At 31.0% G+C, this 21,116-nt stretch carries 15 protein-coding genes; 13 read left to right on the forward strand and 2 right to left on the reverse strand.

Features of this window, described 5'->3' with window-relative positions; translation table 11 throughout:
• The first annotated feature begins 199 nt into the window (after nt 1-199).
• The 6 genes from BUA92_RS15225 to recJ all read left to right on the forward strand — a co-directional run bounded on the left by BUA92_RS15225 (nt 200) and on the right by recJ (nt 10,314).
• Nucleotides 200-1,591: a glycosyltransferase family 2 protein gene (locus BUA92_RS15225; protein ID WP_073020873.1), complete on the forward strand. Its 1,392-nt coding sequence runs from the start codon at nt 200-202 to the stop codon at nt 1,589-1,591.
• Between the two features lie 225 nt (nt 1,592-1,816).
• Entirely contained in the window at nt 1,817-3,769 is a 1,953-nt protein-coding gene (locus tag BUA92_RS15230) for a DNA gyrase/topoisomerase IV subunit B (protein WP_073020876.1), read from the forward strand.
• Between the two features lie 15 nt (nt 3,770-3,784).
• The gene (locus BUA92_RS15235) at nt 3,785-6,688 is read left to right on the forward strand and encodes a DNA topoisomerase IV subunit A (RefSeq protein WP_073020878.1); all 2,904 of its coding nucleotides are present in this window, start codon (nt 3,785-3,787) and stop codon (nt 6,686-6,688) included.
• A 12-nt stretch (nt 6,689-6,700) separates the two neighbouring features.
• Nucleotides 6,701-7,264: a DJ-1 family glyoxalase III gene (locus tag BUA92_RS15240; RefSeq protein ID WP_073020880.1), complete on the forward strand. Its 564-nt coding sequence runs from the start codon at nt 6,701-6,703 to the stop codon at nt 7,262-7,264.
• A 58-nt stretch (nt 7,265-7,322) separates the two neighbouring features.
• Nucleotides 7,323-8,531: a M16 family metallopeptidase gene (locus BUA92_RS15245; RefSeq protein WP_073020881.1), complete on the forward strand. Its 1,209-nt coding sequence runs from the start codon at nt 7,323-7,325 to the stop codon at nt 8,529-8,531.
• A gap of 10 nt (nt 8,532-8,541) precedes the next feature.
• Nucleotides 8,542-10,314, forward strand: coding sequence for a single-stranded-DNA-specific exonuclease RecJ (recJ, locus tag BUA92_RS15250; RefSeq protein WP_073020883.1), 1,773 nt, complete (start codon nt 8,542-8,544; stop codon nt 10,312-10,314).
• A gap of 510 nt (nt 10,315-10,824) precedes the next feature.
• Here recJ and BUA92_RS15255 read toward each other — a convergent pair.
• On the reverse strand, nt 10,825-11,007 hold the full coding sequence (locus BUA92_RS15255) for an alpha/beta-type small acid-soluble spore protein (protein ID WP_073020884.1): 183 nt from the start codon (nt 11,005-11,007) through the stop codon (nt 10,825-10,827).
• Nucleotides 11,008-11,180: 173 nt separating this feature from the next.
• Between BUA92_RS15255 and BUA92_RS15260 the strand changes: the two genes are divergently transcribed.
• From BUA92_RS15260 to BUA92_RS15280, 5 genes are all read left to right on the forward strand, one after another.
• Nucleotides 11,181-12,254 carry an undecaprenyldiphospho-muramoylpentapeptide beta-N-acetylglucosaminyltransferase gene (locus BUA92_RS15260; RefSeq protein ID WP_139259355.1) on the forward strand — a complete coding sequence of 358 codons (1,074 nt, stop codon included), beginning with the start codon at nt 11,181-11,183 and terminating at the stop codon, nt 12,252-12,254.
• 354 nt (nt 12,255-12,608) lie between these two features.
• A complete protein-coding gene (locus BUA92_RS15265) occupies nt 12,609-13,037 on the forward strand; it encodes a flavodoxin (RefSeq protein ID WP_073020886.1) in 429 nt (142 codons plus the stop codon).
• A gap of 86 nt (nt 13,038-13,123) precedes the next feature.
• A complete protein-coding gene (nifJ, locus tag BUA92_RS15270) occupies nt 13,124-16,633 on the forward strand; it encodes a pyruvate:ferredoxin (flavodoxin) oxidoreductase (RefSeq protein WP_073020887.1) in 3,510 nt (1,169 codons plus the stop codon).
• Between the two features lie 300 nt (nt 16,634-16,933).
• Nucleotides 16,934-17,557, forward strand: coding sequence for a DUF47 domain-containing protein (locus BUA92_RS15275; RefSeq protein ID WP_073020889.1), 624 nt, complete (start codon nt 16,934-16,936; stop codon nt 17,555-17,557).
• Nucleotides 17,550-18,548, forward strand: a complete 999-nt coding sequence (locus tag BUA92_RS15280; RefSeq protein ID WP_073020891.1) for an inorganic phosphate transporter — start codon at nt 17,550-17,552, stop codon at nt 18,546-18,548. Before BUA92_RS15275 ends, BUA92_RS15280 begins: the two co-directional genes overlap by 8 nt.
• Nucleotides 18,549-18,603: 55 nt before the next feature.
• On the opposite strand, the gene BUA92_RS15285 is transcribed toward BUA92_RS15280, so the two are convergent.
• Nucleotides 18,604-19,092 carry a flavodoxin family protein gene (locus tag BUA92_RS15285; RefSeq protein ID WP_073020893.1) on the reverse strand — a complete coding sequence of 163 codons (489 nt, stop codon included), beginning with the start codon at nt 19,090-19,092 and terminating at the stop codon, nt 18,604-18,606.
• 128 nt (nt 19,093-19,220) lie between these two features.
• Here BUA92_RS15285 and BUA92_RS15290 point away from each other — a divergent pair, with 128 nt between their 5' ends.
• Complete coding sequence (locus tag BUA92_RS15290; protein ID WP_242950177.1) at nt 19,221-19,829, forward strand: DJ-1/PfpI family protein; 609 nt, start codon at nt 19,221-19,223, stop codon at nt 19,827-19,829.
• A 110-nt stretch (nt 19,830-19,939) separates the two neighbouring features.
• Nucleotides 19,940-21,103, forward strand: coding sequence for an enoyl-ACP reductase FabV (gene fabV / locus BUA92_RS15295; protein ID WP_073020896.1), 1,164 nt, complete (start codon nt 19,940-19,942; stop codon nt 21,101-21,103).
• Nucleotides 21,104-21,116: the final 13 nt, after the last annotated feature.

The raw sequence follows: 21,116 nt of genomic DNA on the forward strand, positions 1-21,116 counted from the left end.
TATTTTAATTAAATTGCAATAGTTTTTTAAGAAAAATATAAGAAAAATAATACATACTTGAGAGTAAGAGAGCACTTGATTTTTTTTATACTATGCAATATATTAGTAGGGGTACATAAATGGAATAGACAATTAATTTTTTAAATGGAAATAAAATTGGATGTACATGAATTTAAATATAATTTTAGGAGTGAGTAGGATGGAATACTACATTTCAGTCATTACTGGCATATTTCAAATATTTGTATTTTGTATTACTGGATACTATTTGATAATAGCGGTATTTGGTCTTTTTAGAAAAAATAAGGAGAAGGATTATACAGCAAATAAGAAATATGCGTTAATAGTTGCAGCTCACAATGAAGAAGTTGTTATTAGTAATTTGCTGGACAGCATGGGAAAGCTTAATTATCCAAAAGAGCTTTATGATGTATTTGTAATTGCAGATAACTGTACAGATAAAACAGCTGAAATTTCTAGAGCACATGGTGTTAAAGTTTTTGAAAGAAATGACAAAGAAAAAAGAGGTAAAGGTTACGCTCTTGAATGGATGTTTGATAAAATATTCAAAATGAAAGAGAACTATGATGCAGTTGCTATATTTGATGCGGATAATTTAGTTTCAACAGAGTTCTTAAGAGAAATAAATGCTAAGATGAATGAAGGATTTAAAGTTGTCCAAGGCTATCTTGATTCTAAAAACCCAGAAGATTCATGGATTGCAAGCGCTTATTCTATAGCATTTTGGTCTCAAAATAGAATGTTCCAATTATCAAGAGAAAACTTAGGTTTATCTAACCAAATTGGTGGAACAGGTTTCGCAATAGACATAAATATTCTTAAGAAGCTTGGATGGGGTGCAACTTGTCTAACAGAGGATTTGGAATTTAGCTGTAAGCTTATTTTAAATAACGAAAGAGTTGGTTGGGCTCATGATGCAATAATATATGATGAAAAACCACTTACTTTAAAACAATCTTGGAGTCAAAGAAAAAGATGGATGCAAGGATTTGCAGACGTTGCAACAAGATTTTTCACAAGACTTGTTAAAAAAGCAATAAAAGATAGAGACTTTAGAGCTTTTGATTGTGCTTTATATGTTGCACAACCTTTTGTAGTTCTACTTTTAGGAATATCATTAGGATTGTCATTCTTGCAAGCCAATGTAGAAAGTGGATTGAATATATTTGAAATAAAGAGTCTATTTAGTAATACTGTATGGGGAATTTTCTTGATGGTACAATTTTTATTTACCCCTTTTGTATTATTTAAGGATAAAAAGGTTTCAGGAAAATTACTTGCGGTTTTTGCAGCATATTCACTTAATGCGTTTATTTTCCCAGTATTGTTAGATGGCGTTAAAAATATGTATATTATTACTGGAGTTCATGCGCTTTATACAATAGGATTTTTTATTATTTCCTTTGTATTATTAGGCAAAAAGGGTTTCTTAGCTTTCTTTAGATACTTATTGTATGCCATTTATACTTTAACTTGGATACCTATAACCATTCAAGGTATATTAAACAAGAACAATAAAGAGTGGAGTCATACAAAACACGTAAGACAAATAGGCATTTATGATGTTTAATTGATTGTTAACCCAATGTAAATCATTGGGTTTTATTTTGCAAATAAATAAAATAACATAATTTTACAGAACATCCGTTTGACAAAGGGGAGAAAATTAGGTATATTTTTTACTATCTAGTGAACATATTATAAATAAACTAATAAAAATTTCGAATATCTTAAAGTGTAGATAATAATTTAAAATATAAATTTATGACTTAATGAGGAAGTACGGAGGGGAAGAATGAGTAAAGAAAGTAGTATGCATAAGTATGATGTGACCTCTTTAACATCTTTAGAGAAATTGGAACCAGTTAGAGTAAGACCAGGAATGTATATAGGTTCTACAGGAAGCAAAGGCTTGCACCATTGTGTATGGGAGATACTAGATAATGCAATTGATGAAATATCAAATGGATATGGTGATAAAGCTACTGTAGTTTTAAATAAAGATAAAAGCGTTACTATAATAGATAATGGGAGAGGTGTTCCTACAGGAATACATCCTATAAAAAAGAAGTCAGGTGTGGAGATGGTGTATACAGAGCTTCACACAGGAGGAAAGTTTGATAATGAAAACTATAAAACATCAGGAGGACTTCATGGAGTTGGTGCAGCTGTAGTAAATGCATTATCAAAATGGCTAGAAGTTGAAGTTAGTCAAAAGGGTAAAAAGTATCTTCAAAGATTTGAATATACCTTTGACAAAGAATTAAAAAAGGATATGCCTGGAACTCCAGTTCATCCTTTAAAAGAAGTAGGAAAAAGTAATGTAACTGGCACTAAGGTAACTTTTTTACCAGATACAGAGGTTTTTACATCCACAGATTTTAAATTTGATGTAATAGATGAAAGATTAAAAGAACTAGCCTTTCAAAATAAGGGAATTAGATTAGAGTTTAGAGATGAAAGAAAAGAAGAAGCTGTAGTAAAAGAATATTATTCTGAAAGAGGACTATTAGATTTTATAGAATACTTAAATGAGAGTAAGACTCCACTTCATCCATCACCAATAATATTCGATGGAGAAAGAAGCGCTCAAAGCATTAATATGTATGGAGAGATATGTATTCAGTTTACAGACTCTACAACAGAATATATAGCTAGCTATGTTAATAATATACCTACAACAGAAGCTGGTACTCATGAAACTGGATTTAAAACAGGAATGACTAGGGCCTTTAAGGAATGGGCTAAAAAACTTAATTTAGTTAAAGAAAAGGATAAGGATTTTGAAGGTGATGACCTAAGAGAAGGTATGACTGCTATTGTAAGAATAAAAATAACAAATCCTATATTCGAAGGACAAACAAAAACTAAGTTAGGCAATAATGAAGCTTATACCATGATGAATGATTTAGCTTATACTAAACTTTGTGAATGGATTGAGGATAACAAAGAGATTGCAACATCTATTATTAATAACGCTTTAGATGCAGCAGCTAGAAGAGAGAAAATAAAAAAGATTAATGAAGCCGAAAGAAAGAAAATAGGAAAAGGTACAGCTCCATTAGCCGGAAAAATAGCTGTATGTACAATGAGAGACAAAACTGTTAACGAGTTTATTGTAGTTGAAGGAGATTCAGCTGGTGGTTCTGCTAAGCAAGCAAGAGATAGAAGATTCCAGACTATTATGCCATCTAAAGGTAAAATAATGAATACCGAAAAGCAGAAACTAGAGAATGTTTTAGCTTCAGAAGAACTTAAGATATTTAATACAGCAATAGGAACAGGAACTTTAGATAACTATAAAGAAGAAGATATGAAGTATGATAAAATTATAATCATGAGTGATGCTGATGTTGATGGATATCATATTAGAACCTTGTGGATGACATACATTTATAGATATATGAGACCACTTATAGCAAACGGGCATTTATATTTAGCACAACCTCCATTATATAAAGTATATAAAAATACTAGAAGTGGAGAAGTTCATAAATATGCCTACTCAGATGAGGAACTAGAAAAAGCAAAAAAAGAAATAGGTAAAGGTGCTCTTATACAAAGATATAAAGGATTGGGTGAGATGAATCCAGAGCAATTATGGCAAACAACCTTAAATCCTGAATCTAGAACCCTTTTACAAGTTACTATAGATGATGCAGCAAAAGCAGAAAAAATGGTTTCATTGCTTATGGGTGATGTAGTTGAACCAAGAAAGAAATATATGTATAAGTACGGAGAGTTTTAAGAAAGGGTGACGGGAATGGCTAAAAAGAAGACGGAAATACCACAGGATAATAATATAGTTAGAGTACCTTTAGAAGAAGCAATGCCAGATAATTACCTGCCATATGCTATAGAAGTAGCCAAAGACAGAGCTTTACCAGATGTTAGAGATGGTTTAAAGCCTGTACATAGAAGAATATTATATGGAGCATATTTATTAAAAGCATATCCAGATAGACCTTACTACAAGTCAGCTAGAATAGTTGGAGATATATTAGGTAAATTCCATCCTCATGGAGATTCATCTGTATATGATGCAATGGTAATACTTGCTCAGAACTTTACTACTAGAGAACCATTGATTGATGGACAAGGAAACTGGGGTTCTATAGATGGTGATGGGGCGGCTGCAATGCGTTATACAGAAGCTAGGCTGGCACCAATTGCTATGGAAATGTTAAGAGATATTGATAAAGATGTTGTGGAAATGGTTCCTAACTATTCAGATAGTGAAATGGAGCCAAGGGTGTTGCCTGCAAAATATCCAAATCTTTTAGTAAATGGGACATTTGGTATAGCTGTAGGTCTTGCAACAAATATACCTCCACATAACTTAAAAGAAGTAATTGATGGAACTTTAGCCTATATCGATAATAATGAAATAACAACAAAGGACCTTATGAATTACATAAAGGGACCAGATCTTCCAACTGGAGGAGTTATCATAGGTAGAGAATCTATACAAACTGCCTATGAAACTGGAGAGGGAAAGGTAGTTCTAAGAGCTAAAACTTCTATTGAGAAGCTAGAGAATGGAAGAGTAGGAATTGTAATAACAGAATTCCCATTTAGAAGAAATAAGGCGAAGTTACTTCAAACAATATCTGAAATGACTGGTGATAAGAGACATGCTAAAGCCTTAGAAGCTATAACAGATATTAGAGATGAATCAGATAGAACTGGTATTAGGGCTGTTATAGAATTAAGAAAAGCTTCAGATGAAGAGGCAGCTGATAAAATATTAAAATATTTATTTAAGAAAACAGATCTTCAATGTAATATTAGCTTTAACATGGTTGCACTAGCAGATGGAAAACCAGAAACACTAGGAGTTAAATCTATAATTACTCATTATGTGAATCATCAGAAAGAAGTAATAACTAGAAGAACCACAAAGGAATTAGAAAATGCTGAAAAGAGATTCCACATAGTTGAAGGGTTTATAAAAGCAATTAATGTTTTAGATGAGGTAATAGCAACAATAAGAGCTTCCAAGTCTAAAAAGGATGCTGGAATAAATCTTATAAATAAATTTGGATTTACAGAACCTCAAGCTGAAGCTATATTGGAATTGATGTTATATAGATTAACAGGGCTAGAAATAAATATATTTGAAAAAGAATATAAAGAGCTTGAAAAAACAATAAAGAAATTAAAAAAGATTCTTGCAGAAGAAAAAGAATTATTAAAAGTAATTAAAGCAGAGCTTTTAGAAGTATCAGAAAAGTTTGCAAATCCAAGAAGAACTCAAATCATCCATGATGAAAATGAAGGTAAAATAGATATAGAAGAGTTAATTGTGGTAGAGGATGTTGTTATAACGCTTTCTAAGGATGGATTTATTAAAAGAATTCCTTTAAAAACCTATGCTAGAATTAATGCTGATCCAGAGGATATAGAGTATAGAGAAGGTGACTTCTTAACATATACTTTAAATGGTAATACCAGAGATTCATTAGGTTTATTTACGGACACTGGATACATGTATCAAGTAAAAATAGATGCTATTCCAGATATGAAGTGGAAAGATAAGGGCGTTAGAATAGATGAAATTATAAAAACCATCAATTTAGATAAAGAAAACATAGTAGGAGCTTTTTCAATAGATAACTTTACACCTAATAATTTATTTAAGTTTATAACCACTAATGGTGGAATAAAAAAGAGCACTTTAGATAAATTTATAAGTGGATATACAAAACTTCAAGCTCTTAAATTAAAAGATGGTGATAAGCTTTTAAACGTAACACGCATAGAAGAAAATAAACAAGAAGAGTTTTTAAAAATTGAAACTAAAAATGGATTAGTTTTCACAGTTGAAGAACCTAAACTTGAAGCAGTTGAGAGAAATATTATTCCTCAAGCACTGTGTTTACTTCCGGGAAAAGATGAGATAGTTAAAACTGAATATGTAAGTGAATATAATATTTTAGACTTTATTGTTGGAATAGATAAAAAAGGTAATATAAAAATAAGTAAAGATGGTAAACTTCCAGCATCACTAATGAAAGCTCGCACTAATACAAATGATGATATATTGATTTTCTCAAGCCTTGGTAAAGTTTTTAAACTAAAAGCAGCACAGATTCAAGAGATAAATGAAATACATCTTGATAAATTAGTAGATTCCTTTGATAAAGAGGAGGAAATAATTAACATAGTATCTGTAAGTGAATATTATGAACAAGAATATGTATACTTCTTCTCTAAAAATGGATTAATTAAGAAAACTTCTTTAAAAGAATTTAAAGGAGATTATAATAATGTGCAAGGATACAAATTAAAAACAACTAAAGATAGTATTGTATCAACCTCAATAGATGGGGAAAACCCTAATATACTTATAGTAACGAAAAAAGCTATGGGAATATTGTTTGAAGGTAATACAGTAAATGCTATGGGAAAACTAGCATCAGGAGTTACAGGGATATCCTTAAAAGATGAAGATGAGGTAGTATCAGGAAAATGTTTATCAACCCTAATTGTAAATGGCGAAAAATGTGGGTATAATTATATTAAAAAGCTGATTATTACTTCAAAAAATAAGGAAAAGAAGGAAGTAGCCTTAGAAGAGTTAAAACTTCAAAACAGAGCAGGAAGAGGAAATAGCTTAATGCTCATAGTACTAGAAGATAGCGTTAAAGAGGTTGTTTTCAAATAAGAGGAGGTTTTTATGAAAAAACTTATAATTATGTTAGCTGATGGATTCGAAGAAATTGAGGCATTAACAGTTGTGGATGTTTTAAGAAGAGCAGATTTCGAATGTCACATGGTAGCATTAGGGGAATTAGAAGTTAGAGGATCTCATGACATTGTAGTAAAGGCAGACAAAAGTATAACAGAGGGTAATTTCTTTGATTATGATGGAGTTATCTTACCAGGAGGAATGCCTGGTGCTAAAAACTTAAGGGAAGATATTAAAGTTATAGAACTAGTTAAAGAGTTTTATGCCTCTGGTAAACTAGTTGCAGCTATCTGCGCTGCACCAATAGTTTTAGAAAAGGCTGGCATAGTTAGTGGTAGAAGTGTAACTTCATATCCAAGCTTTAAAGACGAATTAGAACATAGCTTATATAAAGAGGACTTAGTTGTTAGAGATGAAAACATCTTAACTAGTAGAGGTCCTGCAACAACATTAGCTTTTGCATATGAGATATTAAATTACTTCGGTGCAGAAGATAAGGCAGAAAACTTAAAAGAAGGCATGGTTTATAACTTGCTTAAAGAAAAAATATAGTCATAAAAGAAACTTTGCTAAAGCAAGGTTTCTTTTATTTAATAACAGGAGATATGTTATGGAAAGATTTAAATTAGATAATGGTGTCAGAGTAATATATAATCAAATACAAGGAGATATGACTTCATTTTGTATAGGCTTTGAAGCTGGTGCAAATAATGAGATTGGTTATAATTATGGTGTAGCTCATGCATTAGAACATATGCTGTTTAAAGGAACTAAAAACAGAACTGAAGCAGAAATAAACATAAGTTTAGATAAGATATTTGCCTTCAATAATGCTATGACGAACTATCCTTACTCAATATATTATGGAAGTTGTTCTTCCTATGATTTTAAAGAAGGATTTAGTATTTTTAGAGATATAATTATTGAGCCAAGCTTTAAAAAAGAAGGCTTCAAGGAAGAAATGGATGTAATACTTCAGGAATGGAAAGAGTGGAAGGAAGATTTCGAGCAATATTGCGAAGATGAACTATTTTATAATTCCTATAATCAAAAAAGAATTAAGGAAATGATTATAGGGAAAGAAGAATCTATAAAAAACATTAGCTTACAAGAACTTAAAAACTTTTATGAAGAATATTACCTAGGAGATAATTGTGTAATAACCATAATATCCTCACTAGGAATTGATGATATAAAAGCTATATTAAAAAACTTCACTATTAAAAGTAGTAAATATAATAAGCCAAAGTTTCCAGAAGAAAATAATAAGTCAGGAACCTATTATAAAGAGGTTCAAGGTTTTAATGGAGCTAAAATACAATATATTTTTAACATAAATGACTTAACTTACGAAGAGTTAGAAGCATTAAGCCTATATTCACTATTTATAGGGGAAGGAATGAGTTCTTTACTTTTTGAAGAAGTTAGAACTAAAAATGGATATGCTTATGATATATCTTCATCTGTTAAAAAAGAAAAAGGCATAGAAGTTTTTTCAATAAATACTTCCACTTCAAAAGAAAATATTAATAAAACTATTTCCTCAATAAATGAGACCTTAAAAAAATCTGTTGAAAACTTAGAAAAGCTGTCTCTAAAAGATATTGATGTTTTGAAAAAAAGATTAATATTAAAAAGAGAGTTTTGGCTAGAACGTTCAGTTGAACTAGCAAAGTATATAACTACAAATGAGGTTATGTTTAATAAGGGAGTAGAAAGTCTAAACTTTAAATATAATCTAGAAAGCATAAATCAGGTGGATATTGTTAATGTAGTTAAAAAGGTTCTTAATAATCCGTCTATTGAGATTTTATACTAAAGGAGAAGAAATGAAAGAAAAATGGATAATGAGAGAGGAAAAAAAGATAGAGGAGCCAACTTATAAGGAATTAGGATTAAATCCTATTATGGGGAAGATTTTATCTAATAGAGGTATAACAACAAGTAAAGATATTGATTTATTTATAAATGGGTCTGTAGATGATCTTCAAGATGGGTTTATGATGAAAGATATGCACCTTGCCATTGATATAATAAAGAAGTATGTTCTTGAAAAGAAGCCTATACTGATTTATGGAGATTATGATTGTGATGGAGTAAGTTCCACATACATATTATTAAAAGGACTAAAAGAGTGTGGAGCTAAGGTCTCATACCATATACCTCATAGAGAAAATGAAGGTTATGGTATGAATGAAAAACGAATAGGTGAGCTATATAAAGAAGGTTATGAGATAATTTTAACCTGTGATAATGGTATATCGGCTTTTAATGAAGTTGAATATGCAAAAAGTCTTGGAATGAAGGTTGTAGTTACGGATCATCATGATATACCTTTTGTGGAGTTAGAAGATGGAAGAAATGAAGAAAAAATACCTCCAGCAGATGCTATAGTAAATCCTAAGCAAAAGGATTGTTCCTATCCTTTTAAAAATCTTTGTGGAGCAGGAATTGCATATAAATTTATCTTGTGTTTGTGTAAGGAATTGGGAATAGCTACCTCTAGAGTTGAAGATTTAGTTGAAATAGCAGCAATAGCTACAGTTTGTGATGTTGTTGATTTAGTTAATGAAAATAGAATAATAGTAAAAGAAGGTTTAAAAAGATTAAATAACACTAAAAATTTAGGCCTTAAATCATTAATTAAAGCAAATAATCTACAGGATAAAATATTAAATGAATATCACTTAGGTTTTGTTATAGGTCCTTGTATAAATGCCACAGGAAGATTGGAAACAGCAGATTTGGCATTAGAATTATTAATGTCAGACAATGAAAAAGCAAGTAATGAATTGGCGCAAAAATTATTGACTCTTAATAGAGAAAGACAAGAGATGACCAATGTAAGTTTAGAAAAAGTTATAGATATTATTAGAGATAAGGGTTATGAAAAAGATAAGGTTCTTTTTGTATATGAGCCTAGTATACATGAAAGTTTAGCTGGAATTGTAGCAGGAAGAATAAGAGAGCGATATAATGCTCCTGCTATAGTAATGACTTCAGGAAAAGAAATGCCTAAGGGATCTGGTAGAAGTATTGAAAAATATAATATGCACAAAGAATTAACAAAGTGTAGTGACATTATCGAAAAATTTGGTGGACATCCTATGGCAGCAGGGTTATCAGTAAGAGAGGAAAATCTGCCTAAGCTTAGAGATGCTTTACTTAATAACTGTGAGTTAACAGAAGAGGATATGCTACCAGAAATAAGAATAGATATGCATCTCCCTTTTAGAAATTTAAATTATTGGCTTATAGAAGAAATTGAAGCTTTAGCTCCTTTTGGGAAAGGGAATCCTAAACCCTTATTTGGAGAAAAAGATGTATACTTAAAAAGAATATGGTTTATAGGAAATGAACGTAATTCAATAAGAGTTTCCTTCTCTTTTGATAATACAACTATAACTGGGATAGCATTTAATATTGGTGATGAATTTAGAAAACTTTTAAATAGACACTTTGGAGAAGTTAAAGCATTAGAAATTGAAACTAGTAGTTATTGCAATATAAAGTGTGCTTTAGTTTATTATCCATTAATTAATGAATATAACGGAAACAAAACAATACAAGCTAAAATTGAATCACTAAGATTTATAAAGTGAAACTTTTCAGGTGGAGTTTTATGCTCCAGCTGAATTTAGTTGAACTAATCCAGGAGCTAGCTATCGGATTAAGTAAAAGATAATTGAGACTTTATGCTAAACATTTGGTATAAAAGTCTCTTTTTATTTAGGTTAAGTTTTAAAAAATCATAAGAACAGCGCTATTTTGGAACAGTGAAACAGTGGAACAGCGGAACTGAGAAACAGTGAAACAGTGAAACATTGCTGCATAAAAACATAAAAACATAGAAACATAGAAACAGTGCAAAAGCGGTAAATAGGAGCAGTGGAACATAGGTAAGATTTTAAATAATAAATAGAAATAAAGGAAGAGGAGCTGTTAAAGCTCCTCTAAAACTAATGTATGGTAGATTTTAAGTGTATAATTATATTAAAAAATTAATATAATTTTATAGCACTTATTATAAGTTTTGTTTGAAGAATTAATTAAATTTCTTCGGAATTCTTATAAGCTTTGTTAAGGAACTAAATAATTTTCTGCGAAAATTACTATAAATTTTGTTCGTACTTTTCTACCATTCTTTTAACCATTTCACCACCAATAGATCCTGCTTCTTTAGAAGTTAAGTCTCCATTGTAGTCTTTTAGTTGAACACCAAGTTCACCTGCTACTTCGTGTTTGAATTTTGATAATCCATTTCTTGCTTCTGGTACTAATTTTTTATATGCCATAATTGACACCTCCTAATAAATTTGATTGTGATTATATGTTGTCCTTATTGGTGAGAATTATAATATAAAAATAAAGGGTAAAGTGGAAAAGCTTTCAAAAGCTTGTATTTAATATTGACTTTTTATTAAAAAAAGTTGAAAATTCATAGAGTGAAGTTAAAAAAAAGGGGATGATTTATTTGTATAAAATAATAATGACAGGTGGAGGAACTGCAGGTCATGTAACTCCAAATTTAGCGTTAATACCTAAGCTTAAAGATAAGGGCTTTCAAATAAAATATATAGGAAGTAAAGATGGAATAGAAAAAGAGATAATTACAAAAGAAAATATAGAATATTATTCTATAAGCTCAGGGAAGCTTAGAAGATATTTTGATTTAAAAAATTTCTCTGATCCATTTAAAGTGGTTAAAGGATTATTTCAGGCGTTTATAATAATGACAAAAGAAAAACCAGATGTAGTTTTTTCAAAAGGTGGATTTGTTGCTGTACCTGTAGTTATGGCGGCAACTATGAAAGGAATACCAGTAATAGCTCATGAATCTGATATAACTCCTGGTCTTGCAAACAAATTAAGTGCACCTTTTTGCAATAAGCTTTGTGTAACGTTTCCAGAAAGTATTAAGTATATAAAAAAGGACAAGGGAATATTAACTGGATCTCCTATTAGAGAAGAAATTCTAGAAGGAAACAAAGAAAAAGGTAAAAAAATAGCAGGGTTTACAGATGATAAAGAAATTATATTAATTATGGGTGGAAGTTTAGGCTCTCAAATAATTAATAATGCGGTTAGAGGAAATCTATCAAAACTTCTGAATGAATTTAATATAATTCACATATGTGGTAAGGGAAATATAGATAAATCTCTAGAAAATTATAGAGGATATAGTCAGTTTGAATATGTTTCTGATGAACTTCCTCATCTTATGAAAGCTTGTGATTATGTTATATCAAGAGCAGGATCGAACTCTATCTTTGAATTTTTAGCTTTAAGAAAACCAATGTTGTTAATTCCTTTATCTAAAAAAGCAAGTAGAGGGGATCAAATACTTAATGCAAATTCATTTAAAAAGTCTGGATTCTGTTTAACATTAGAAGAAGAGGAATTAAATGAAACAACTCTTATTAACTCAATAAATGATTTAAAAAATAATAAGACTAAGCTAATATCCACTATAAAAAATAGTTCTATGGAAAGTGGAGTTAATAATGTAATTAAGGTCATATTAGGTAGTATTAAAAAGTAATATAGTGGTTTATGTAGATAAGAAAGATGGTTTTATTTCCTGGGAAAAGTTTGTGAATTTAGTATAATAGGAATAATTAAAATATTAAGAAAATTAGAATAATCTAGAGATATACAATAAATTTTAGCTATAAAGACAAATTATCGAGCAATATAGAGTATATTGGAGAAATATCCGTAAATATAAGGCTAATACCCAAATACTTTTAATTATGAACTAATTTTTAACTTAACTGATAATATGAAACTTGCAAAATAAATCCTTTGTTATATAATATTTATGTAAGCTTTAAGAAGGCATAAATTAGCAAAATACAATCTTGTTAACATTTTAACAAACCAAGAGGTGATTAAGATGAAAAAAATTAGCATTATTTATTGGAGTAATGGTGGAAATGTTGAGGTTTTAGCTAATGCTATAAAAGAAGGTGCAGAGAAGCTAGGAGCAATAGTAAATATAAAACTAGTTTCAGAAGCTAACATATCAGATGTTATTGAAGCAGATGCAGTAGCTTTAGGAAGTCCTTCTATGGATAGTAATAGAGTAGAACAAAAGGAAATGGAACCGTTTGTTAAAGAACTTAAACTAATACCTAATGATAATAAAAAAGTTGCTTTATTTGGATCATATGGTTGGGATGATGGAGAATTCATAAATGAATGGAATTTAAGAATGAAAGATTATGGATTCAATGTTATAGGAACACTAGCTGTAAAAGAATCGCCAGAAGATAATGAGCTAAAAATTGCGATGGAATTAGGAAAAAAGCTTGCAGAAAACTAGTCTGTTTATATATATTTCAGAATTAATGTGTATTTTGAGGTATATTAAATAAATATCTAAGTTGAATAGAAAGAGGGGTCAACACGATGAGAAAAATGAAAACTATGGATGGTAATGCAGCAGCAGCTCATATAGCTTATGCATTTACCGAAGTTGCAGCGATTTACCCAATAACTCCTTCATCACCTATGGCAGAAAATGTTGATGAGTGGGTTGCCCAAGGAAGAAAGAATCTCTTTGGACAAACAGTTAAAGTTATGGAAATGCAATCAGAAGCAGGAGCTGCTGGAGCAGTTCACGGTTCACTACAAGCTGGTGCATTAACTACTACTTTCACTGCTTCTCAAGGTCTATTATTAATGATTCCTAATATGTATAAAATTGCAGGAGAATTACTTCCAGGAGTACTTCACGTATCAGCTAGAGCATTAGCTACATCAGCTCTTAACATATTTGGTGATCACCAAGACGTTATGGCAGCTAGACAAACTGGTTTTGCTATGCTTGCAGAAGGTTCAGTTCAAGAAGTTATGGATTTAGCAGCTGTTGCCCATTTAACAGCTATTAAAACAAGAGTACCATTCTTAAACTTCTTTGATGGATTCAGAACATCTCATGAAATTCAAAAAATTGAAGTTCTTGAATATGATGAATTATCTAAGTTAGTAGATTGGGAATGTGTAGACAGTTTTAAAAGAAGAGCTTTAAACCCTGATCATCCTGTAACAAGAGGAACAGCTCAAAATGCTGATATCTATTTCCAAGAAAGAGAAGTAGTTAACAACTACTACAACAACTTACCAGATACAGTTGAAAGCTACATGGCTGAAATAACTAAATTAACTGGTAGAGAATATCACTGTTTTGATTACTATGGTGCACCAGATGCTGATAGAGTTATCATAGCTATGGGTTCTGCAACAGATGTATGTGAAGAAACTATAGATTACTTAACAGCAAAAGGAGAAAAAGTTGGTTTAGTTAAAGTAAGACTATTCAGACCTTTCTCAAATGAAAGATTATTAGCTGCTATTCCTAAAACTGTTAAGAAAATAGCTGTTTTAGATAGAACTAAAGAACCAGGATCAGCAGGAGAACCATTATACCTAGATGTTAGAAATGCATTCTTTGGTAAAGATAATGCTCCATTAGTTGTTGGTGGTAGATTTGGTTTAGGATCAAAAGATCCAAATCCAGCACATATTGCTGCAGTTTATGCTAACTTAGCAAAAGCTGAACCTAAAAATGGATTCACAATAGGAATTGTTGATGACGTTACTAACTTATCACTAGATGTAACTGAAGATATTGATGCTACACCAGTAGGAACTACAGCTTGTAAGTTCTGGGGATTAGGATCAGATGGTACAGTTGGTGCTAATAAGAGTGCTATCAAAATCATCGGAGATCATACAGAAATGTATGCACAAGCATATTTCTTCTATGATTCTAAAAAATCAGGTGGTATAACTGTATCTCACTTAAGATTTGGTAAAAAAGCAATTAAATCACCATACTTAATAAACAAAGCTGATTTCGTTTCTTGTTCTAACCAATCATATGTTAATAAGTACAATGTACTTGATGGATTAAAACCAGGTGCAACTTTCTTATTAAACACTATATGGTCTCCAGAAGAATTAGAAACAAAATTACCAGCTTCATATAAGAAATTTATAGCTGAAAACAACATTAAGTTCTACACTATAAATGCTGTTAAGATAGCTCAAGAAATAGGTCTTGGTGGAAGATTCAACATGATAATGCAATCAGCTTTCTTTAAGCTTGCTAGCATAATACCAGTTGAAGATGCCGTTAAGTACTTAAAAGATGCTGTTGTTAAATCATACGGCAAAAAAGGTGAAAAAGTTGTTAACATGAATTATGCTGCTATTGATAGAGGAATCGAATCAATCGTTGCTATAGATGTACCTGAAAGCTGGAAATCAGCTGTAGAAGCAGAAGCTGCTGTAACTGCTGTACCAGAATTCATAAAGAAAATAGTTGAACCAATGAACAGACAAGAAGGAGATAAACTTCCTGTATCTGCATTCTTAGGAATGGAAGATGGTACATTTGAAAATGGTACTGCTGCTTACGAAAAGAGAGGAATAGCTATAAACGTTCCTGAATGGCAAGCAGATAAATGTATTCAATGTAACCAATGTTCATATGTTTGTCCTCATGCTGTAATCAGACCATTCTTATTAAACGAAGAAGAAAAGAATGCAGTACCAGAAGGATTAAAATTAGTTCCAGCTAAGGCATTAAAGACAGAAACTCCATTATCATACACTATGGCTGTAAGCCCACTAGATTGTACTGGTTGTGGAAACTGTGCTCAAGTATGTCCAGCACCTGGAAAAGCATTATTAATGAAACCACAAGAATCTCAACATGTTGAAATCGAAAGATGGGATTTTGTAACTAAGAAAGTAGCTGCAAAACCAAACCCAATGAATAAATTAACATTAAAAGGAAGCCAATTTGAGCAACCATTACTTGAGTTCTCTGGTGCTTGTGCTGGTTGTGGAGAAACTCCATACGCTAAGCTTGTAACTCAATTATTTGGTGATAGAATGATGGTAGCTAATGCTACTGGATGTTCATCAATTTGGGGAGGATCTGCACCTTCAACTCCATACACTAAGAATCATCAAGGATATGGTCCAGCTTGGTCTAACTCATTATTTGAAGATAATGCTGAGTTTGGATTAGGTATGTTCTTAGGAGTTAAAGCTCAAAGAGAAAGATTAGAAGAACAAGCTAAGAAAGCAATAGAAGCTGGTGTATCTGAAGAAGCTAAAGCTGCTTTAGAAGACTGGTTAACTAATGTTAACAGTGGCGAAGGAACTAGAACAAGATCAGAAAGAGTTGTTGCAGCTCTACAAGGTGAAACTAACGAATTCGCTAAAGAATTATTAAAGAATAAAGACTACTTAACTAAGAGATCTCAATGGATCTTTGGTGGAGACGGTTGGGCTTACGATATAGGATTTGGTGGATTAGACCATGTTATTGCATCAGGAGAAGATGTAAACATACTTGTATTTGATACAGAAGTTTACTCAAACACTGGTGGTCAATCATCTAAGTCAACTCCAACAGCTGCTATAGCTAAGTTTGCTGCATCTGGTAAGAGAACTAAGAAGAAAGATCTTGGAATGATAGCTATGAGCTATGGTTATGTATATGTTGCTCAAATTTCTATGGGAGCAGACAAAAACCAAACTCTTAAAGCTATAGCTGAAGCTGAAGCTTATCCAGGTCCATCATTAATCATAGCTTATGCTCCATGTATAAACCATGGATTAAAAGCTGGTATGGGTAATTCTCAATTAGAAGCTAAAAAAGCTGTTGATTGTGGATATTGGGGTATGTACAGATTTAACCCAACATTAAAAGATGCTGGTAAAAATCCATTTACCTTAGATTCTAAAGAACCTAAAGAAGACTTTAAAGAATTCTTAATGGGTGAAGTTAGATACTCATCTCTTGCTAAGGCATTCCCAGAAGCAGCTGATGCTTTATTTGAGAAAACTTACCAAGATGCTATGGAAAGATTAGAATCTTACAAGAAGTTAGCTAATCAATAATTAATAATAAATAACAAATAAAAGGGATCTAGAGCTTTCTAGGTCTCTTTTTTTAGGTTCTAAATGTTAAGAATATGTTAAGGAAGTAAATGTTATTTAACTTAAGAAGATAAAAAAACATGCACAAATACTAAAAAGAAGCATTTATATAGGCTGAAAAATGACAAATAGATAAATGTAAATGTTTTTTAACGCAAGAATAACAAACTTATGCTGGTCTTAATATTCTTAATATAGATTTAACAATGGAGTATTATTATAAGGTAGTATTACTATATACATAAGGAGAGGACAGATATCATGTTTAATTTTTCACCTAAAAATGATAAGTTTTATGATTTATTTATCGAGTTTACTAGTATTATAGAAGAGGCTTCAAATGAACTTACGTTATTGTCAAGAAACGTAGAGGATGCAGAAGATATAAGCTTAAGATTAAAGGATATAGAACATAAAGGTGATGACTTAGTTCATAAGATTTTACAAGAACTAAATAATAGTTTTATAACTCCACTTGATAGAGAGGATATATTACTAATAGTTAAAAGACTAGATGATGTCGTTGATAATATAGAGGACATATCTGGAAGATATCTTATGTACGATATAAAAACTAGTAGAGAAAAAAGTTATACTATAGTGGACCTTATAAATGAATCTTGCCAAAAGATGAGGGATTTATTTATAAAGTTACAAAATTTCAAAACTGATGACAGTATTTATAAGGTAATATCAGAATTAAATCTTTTAGAAACAAAAGGTGATTATGCATACAGAGATGGTATGAGAGAGCTTTTTACAACAGAAGTAAATAATATTGAAATTATAGTTTGGAAAGATTTATATGAAAAGCTAGAAAAAACATTAGACTCCTGTGAAACCTTAGCTAATGTTGTTGAAGGAGTTGTAATGAAGCATGCTTAATTCTACTCAACTAATAACTATAATAATAGTTATATTAGCTTTAGCATTCGATTTTATAAATGGATTTCATGATACAGCTAATGCAATAGCTAGTTCAGTAACTACAAGAGCACTTTCTCCACAGAAGGCAATTTTAATGTCAGCAGGGTTAAACTTTATAGGAGCACTTGTTAGCACAAAGGTTGCAACAACTATTGGATCAGGTATAATACACGATGGTGGAGCCCCTATAAAAGTAGTTTTAGCCGCTATTATTGCAGCTATTATATGGAATTTAGTTACTTGGTATGTTGGTATTCCAAGTAGTTCTTCTCATGCTCTTATAGGAGGACTAATAGGAGCAGCTATAGCATTTTCAGGAAGTATACATACAGTAAATTGGGCAACCTTTTTTATTAAAGTAGTTTTGTGGTTATTTTTATCGCCTGTTATAGGATTTATATTTGGATACATAGTCATGACCACTATAAACTGGATTTTTAGAAAAACTAAACCTGCAAAAGCAACAAAAGGATTTTTAAAAGCTCAGGTTTTATCAGCAGCTTTCCTTGCATTTAATCATGGAAGTAATGATGCTCAGAAATCAATGGGAATAATATCTTTAGCACTGTTTAGTGGTGGTGTGATAGGAAGTTTCCATGTTCCGTTATGGGTTAAATTAGCCTGCGCAACTGCGATGGCACTAGGAACCTCTGTAGGTGGATGGAGAATTATTAAGACCATGGGAAGTGGGATGGCAAAATTAACTCCGGCTTCAGGGTTTTCAGCTGATTTAACAAGCTCAGCCGTAATATTTACTGCTACTATGATGGATGCCCCAGTAAGTACTACACATATAGTATCTACCTCTATTATGGGAGTATCAGCAGCTAAAAGACTTTCAGCTGTAAGATGGGGAGTAGCAAAAAATATTGTTACAACTTGGGTGGTAACTATACCATCTTGTGCACTAGTTGGTGCTATAGTTTCATTAATTGTAAATCACATATAAGATTATTTAACTCGGTAGAAATGCCGAGTTTTATTATATATATAAATAAAAAAACTCAGCCTAAGCTGAGTTTTTCATTTATCAGGAAGCTTTCTAAATTACCCATATAATTTAGAGCTTTAACATCTCTTCTATTTATAATAATTTTGAAGTTTGGATTTATGTTTAAAATTTCTTCAATCAATGAAAAAGTTTTTTCACCGCCATTGCCACCCTGAGTACAAAAAAGGCTAATTGAATTTATATCTTCTTTGTATTTATTAATAAAAGTTCTAATAGCTGGTGGTATGTGTGAAGCCCATACTGGGAATCCTAATATTATATGATTAAAGTGTTTTGGATTATTTGAGATAGGAGCAATTTTTGTTTCTTTTCCAGTTATAGCTTCATAACTATTAGTTAAAAAACTAAAAATTCCTTTTCTTTTTTTCCAATCTATAATTTCTTCCATGGGACAGTTTAATAAGTCCGATAGGTCTTGGGCTACTGATGCAGTATTTTTTGTCCTTGAGTAATAATAAATGATACTACTGGCACTTTCCATTTCTTTCCCCCTAAAATATTAACTTAAATACTATTATAACAGAGATTTTTAAGAAGTAAATGATATAATTAACTACTTAAGTTTTATATCCATGGAAAATTTAGTATAATTTAATAAAAGAAATTTAGGTGGTGGTTGAGATTTATAGAATAAATGTTGTATTGTTTAATGACTTTGAAACTTTAGATGTATTTGGACCAGTAGAGATTTTTGGATGTGTTAAAGAAGAGTTCAAAATGAATTTTATATCTATGGATTCCGGTATAATAACAAGTTCTCAGGGGGTAAAAATCCAAACAGATAAGTATGAATATTCTCCAAAATATAAAGAGATATTGTTTATTCCAGGGGGAGCTGGAACTAGAAAAGGTGTAGAGGACTATAAACTATTAAAATATATTAAAGATATATCACTTAACTCAAAATATATATTAACTGTTTGCACAGGTTCTGCATTATTAGCTAAGTCAGGTTTACTTGATGGAAGAGAAGCAACTTCTAATAAGAGAGCTTTTAATTGGGTTAAGGAGCAAAGTGATAAAGTATTGTGGATAAAAGAGGCCAGATGGGTAAAGGATGGTAATATATATACATCTTCAGGAGTTTCAGCAGGTATAGATATGAGTTTAGGATTTATAAGTGATATCTTAGGAAGAGATGTAGCTTTAAATATATGTAATAGAATTGAATATATATGGAATGAAGATCCTAAAAAAGATTTATTTAAAGTTGAATAATAGAGAAAAAATTAATGACTTAATTATAAATGTATGCTATATTATTTTATATGTAAAATATTTTGATTATCAAAGTTTATTAAAAGAAAAGTAAGTTGGAGGATTAAAATATGAGGATTGAACCTAAGTTTAGAGGTTTTATATGTACAGCAGCTCACCCGATTGGCTGTGAAGAAAATGTTAGAGAACAAATAGAGTATGTGAAATCAAAAGGTGAAATTGAAGGAGCTAAAAACGTACTAATAATAGGAGCTTCTACTGGATATGGATTAGCTTCAAGAATAGTTGCAACTTTTTCAACAGGTGCTAATACCTTAGGAATAAGTTTTGAAAAAGAAGCTAGTGAAAAAAGAACAGCAACACCTGGCTGGTATAACAATAAAGCATTTGAGAAATTTGCAAAAGAACAAGGTGGATTTCACAAAAGTATAAATGGAGATGCTTTTTCAAATGAAATAAAAGCAGAAGCTATTGATGAAATAAAAAATAATATGGGTAAAATAGATTTAGTAATATATTCTTTAGCATCACCTAGAAGAAAAGATCCTGTGTCTGGAGAGGTTTATTCTTCAGTATTAAAGACTATAGGAGAAGACTTCAAAAGTAAGACTTTAGATTTCCATAGTTTTAAGATAAGCGATGTTGAAGTGGAAAGAGCAACAGAAGAAGAAATTCAAGGAACCATTAAAGTTATGGGCGGAGAAGATTGGAAGCTGTGGATGGAAGCTTTAAAAGAAGCTAACGTATTAGAAGAGGGAGTAAGAACATTAGCTTACTCTTATATAGGTTCTGAATTGACTTATCCAATGTATAATAACGGAACTATTGGAATGGCTAAAAAGGATTTAGATGAAAAAAGCAAAGAAATAAACCTTATGCTAAAAGATCTAAAAGGTGAAGCTTATGTATCTGTAAATAAAGGCTTAGTAACTCAAGCATCTTCCGCTATACCTGTAGTATCGCTTTATATATCTATAATGTTTAAAGTTATGAAGGAAAAAGGAATACATGAAGGTTGTATAGAGCAATGTTATAGATTATTCTCAGAAAGATTATATGGAGGAGAGTTAGCTCTAGATGAAGCAGGTAGAATTAGAATAGATGACCTAGAAATGAGAGAAGATGTTCAACAGGAAATTAAAGATATATGGGATAAAGTTAATAGTGAAAATGTAAGAGAGTACTCAGATGCAGAAGGATTTAGAGAAGATTTTCTTAAGCTGTTTGGATTTGGGTTTGAAAATATAGATTACACTAAGGATGTTGAGATTTAAAATAAAAAAAGTT

Origin of the sequence: Clostridium intestinale DSM 6191 (genome assembly GCF_900130055.1) — a bacterium.
Classification (GTDB): Bacteria; Bacillota; Clostridia; order Clostridiales; family Clostridiaceae; genus Clostridium_T; species Clostridium_T intestinale.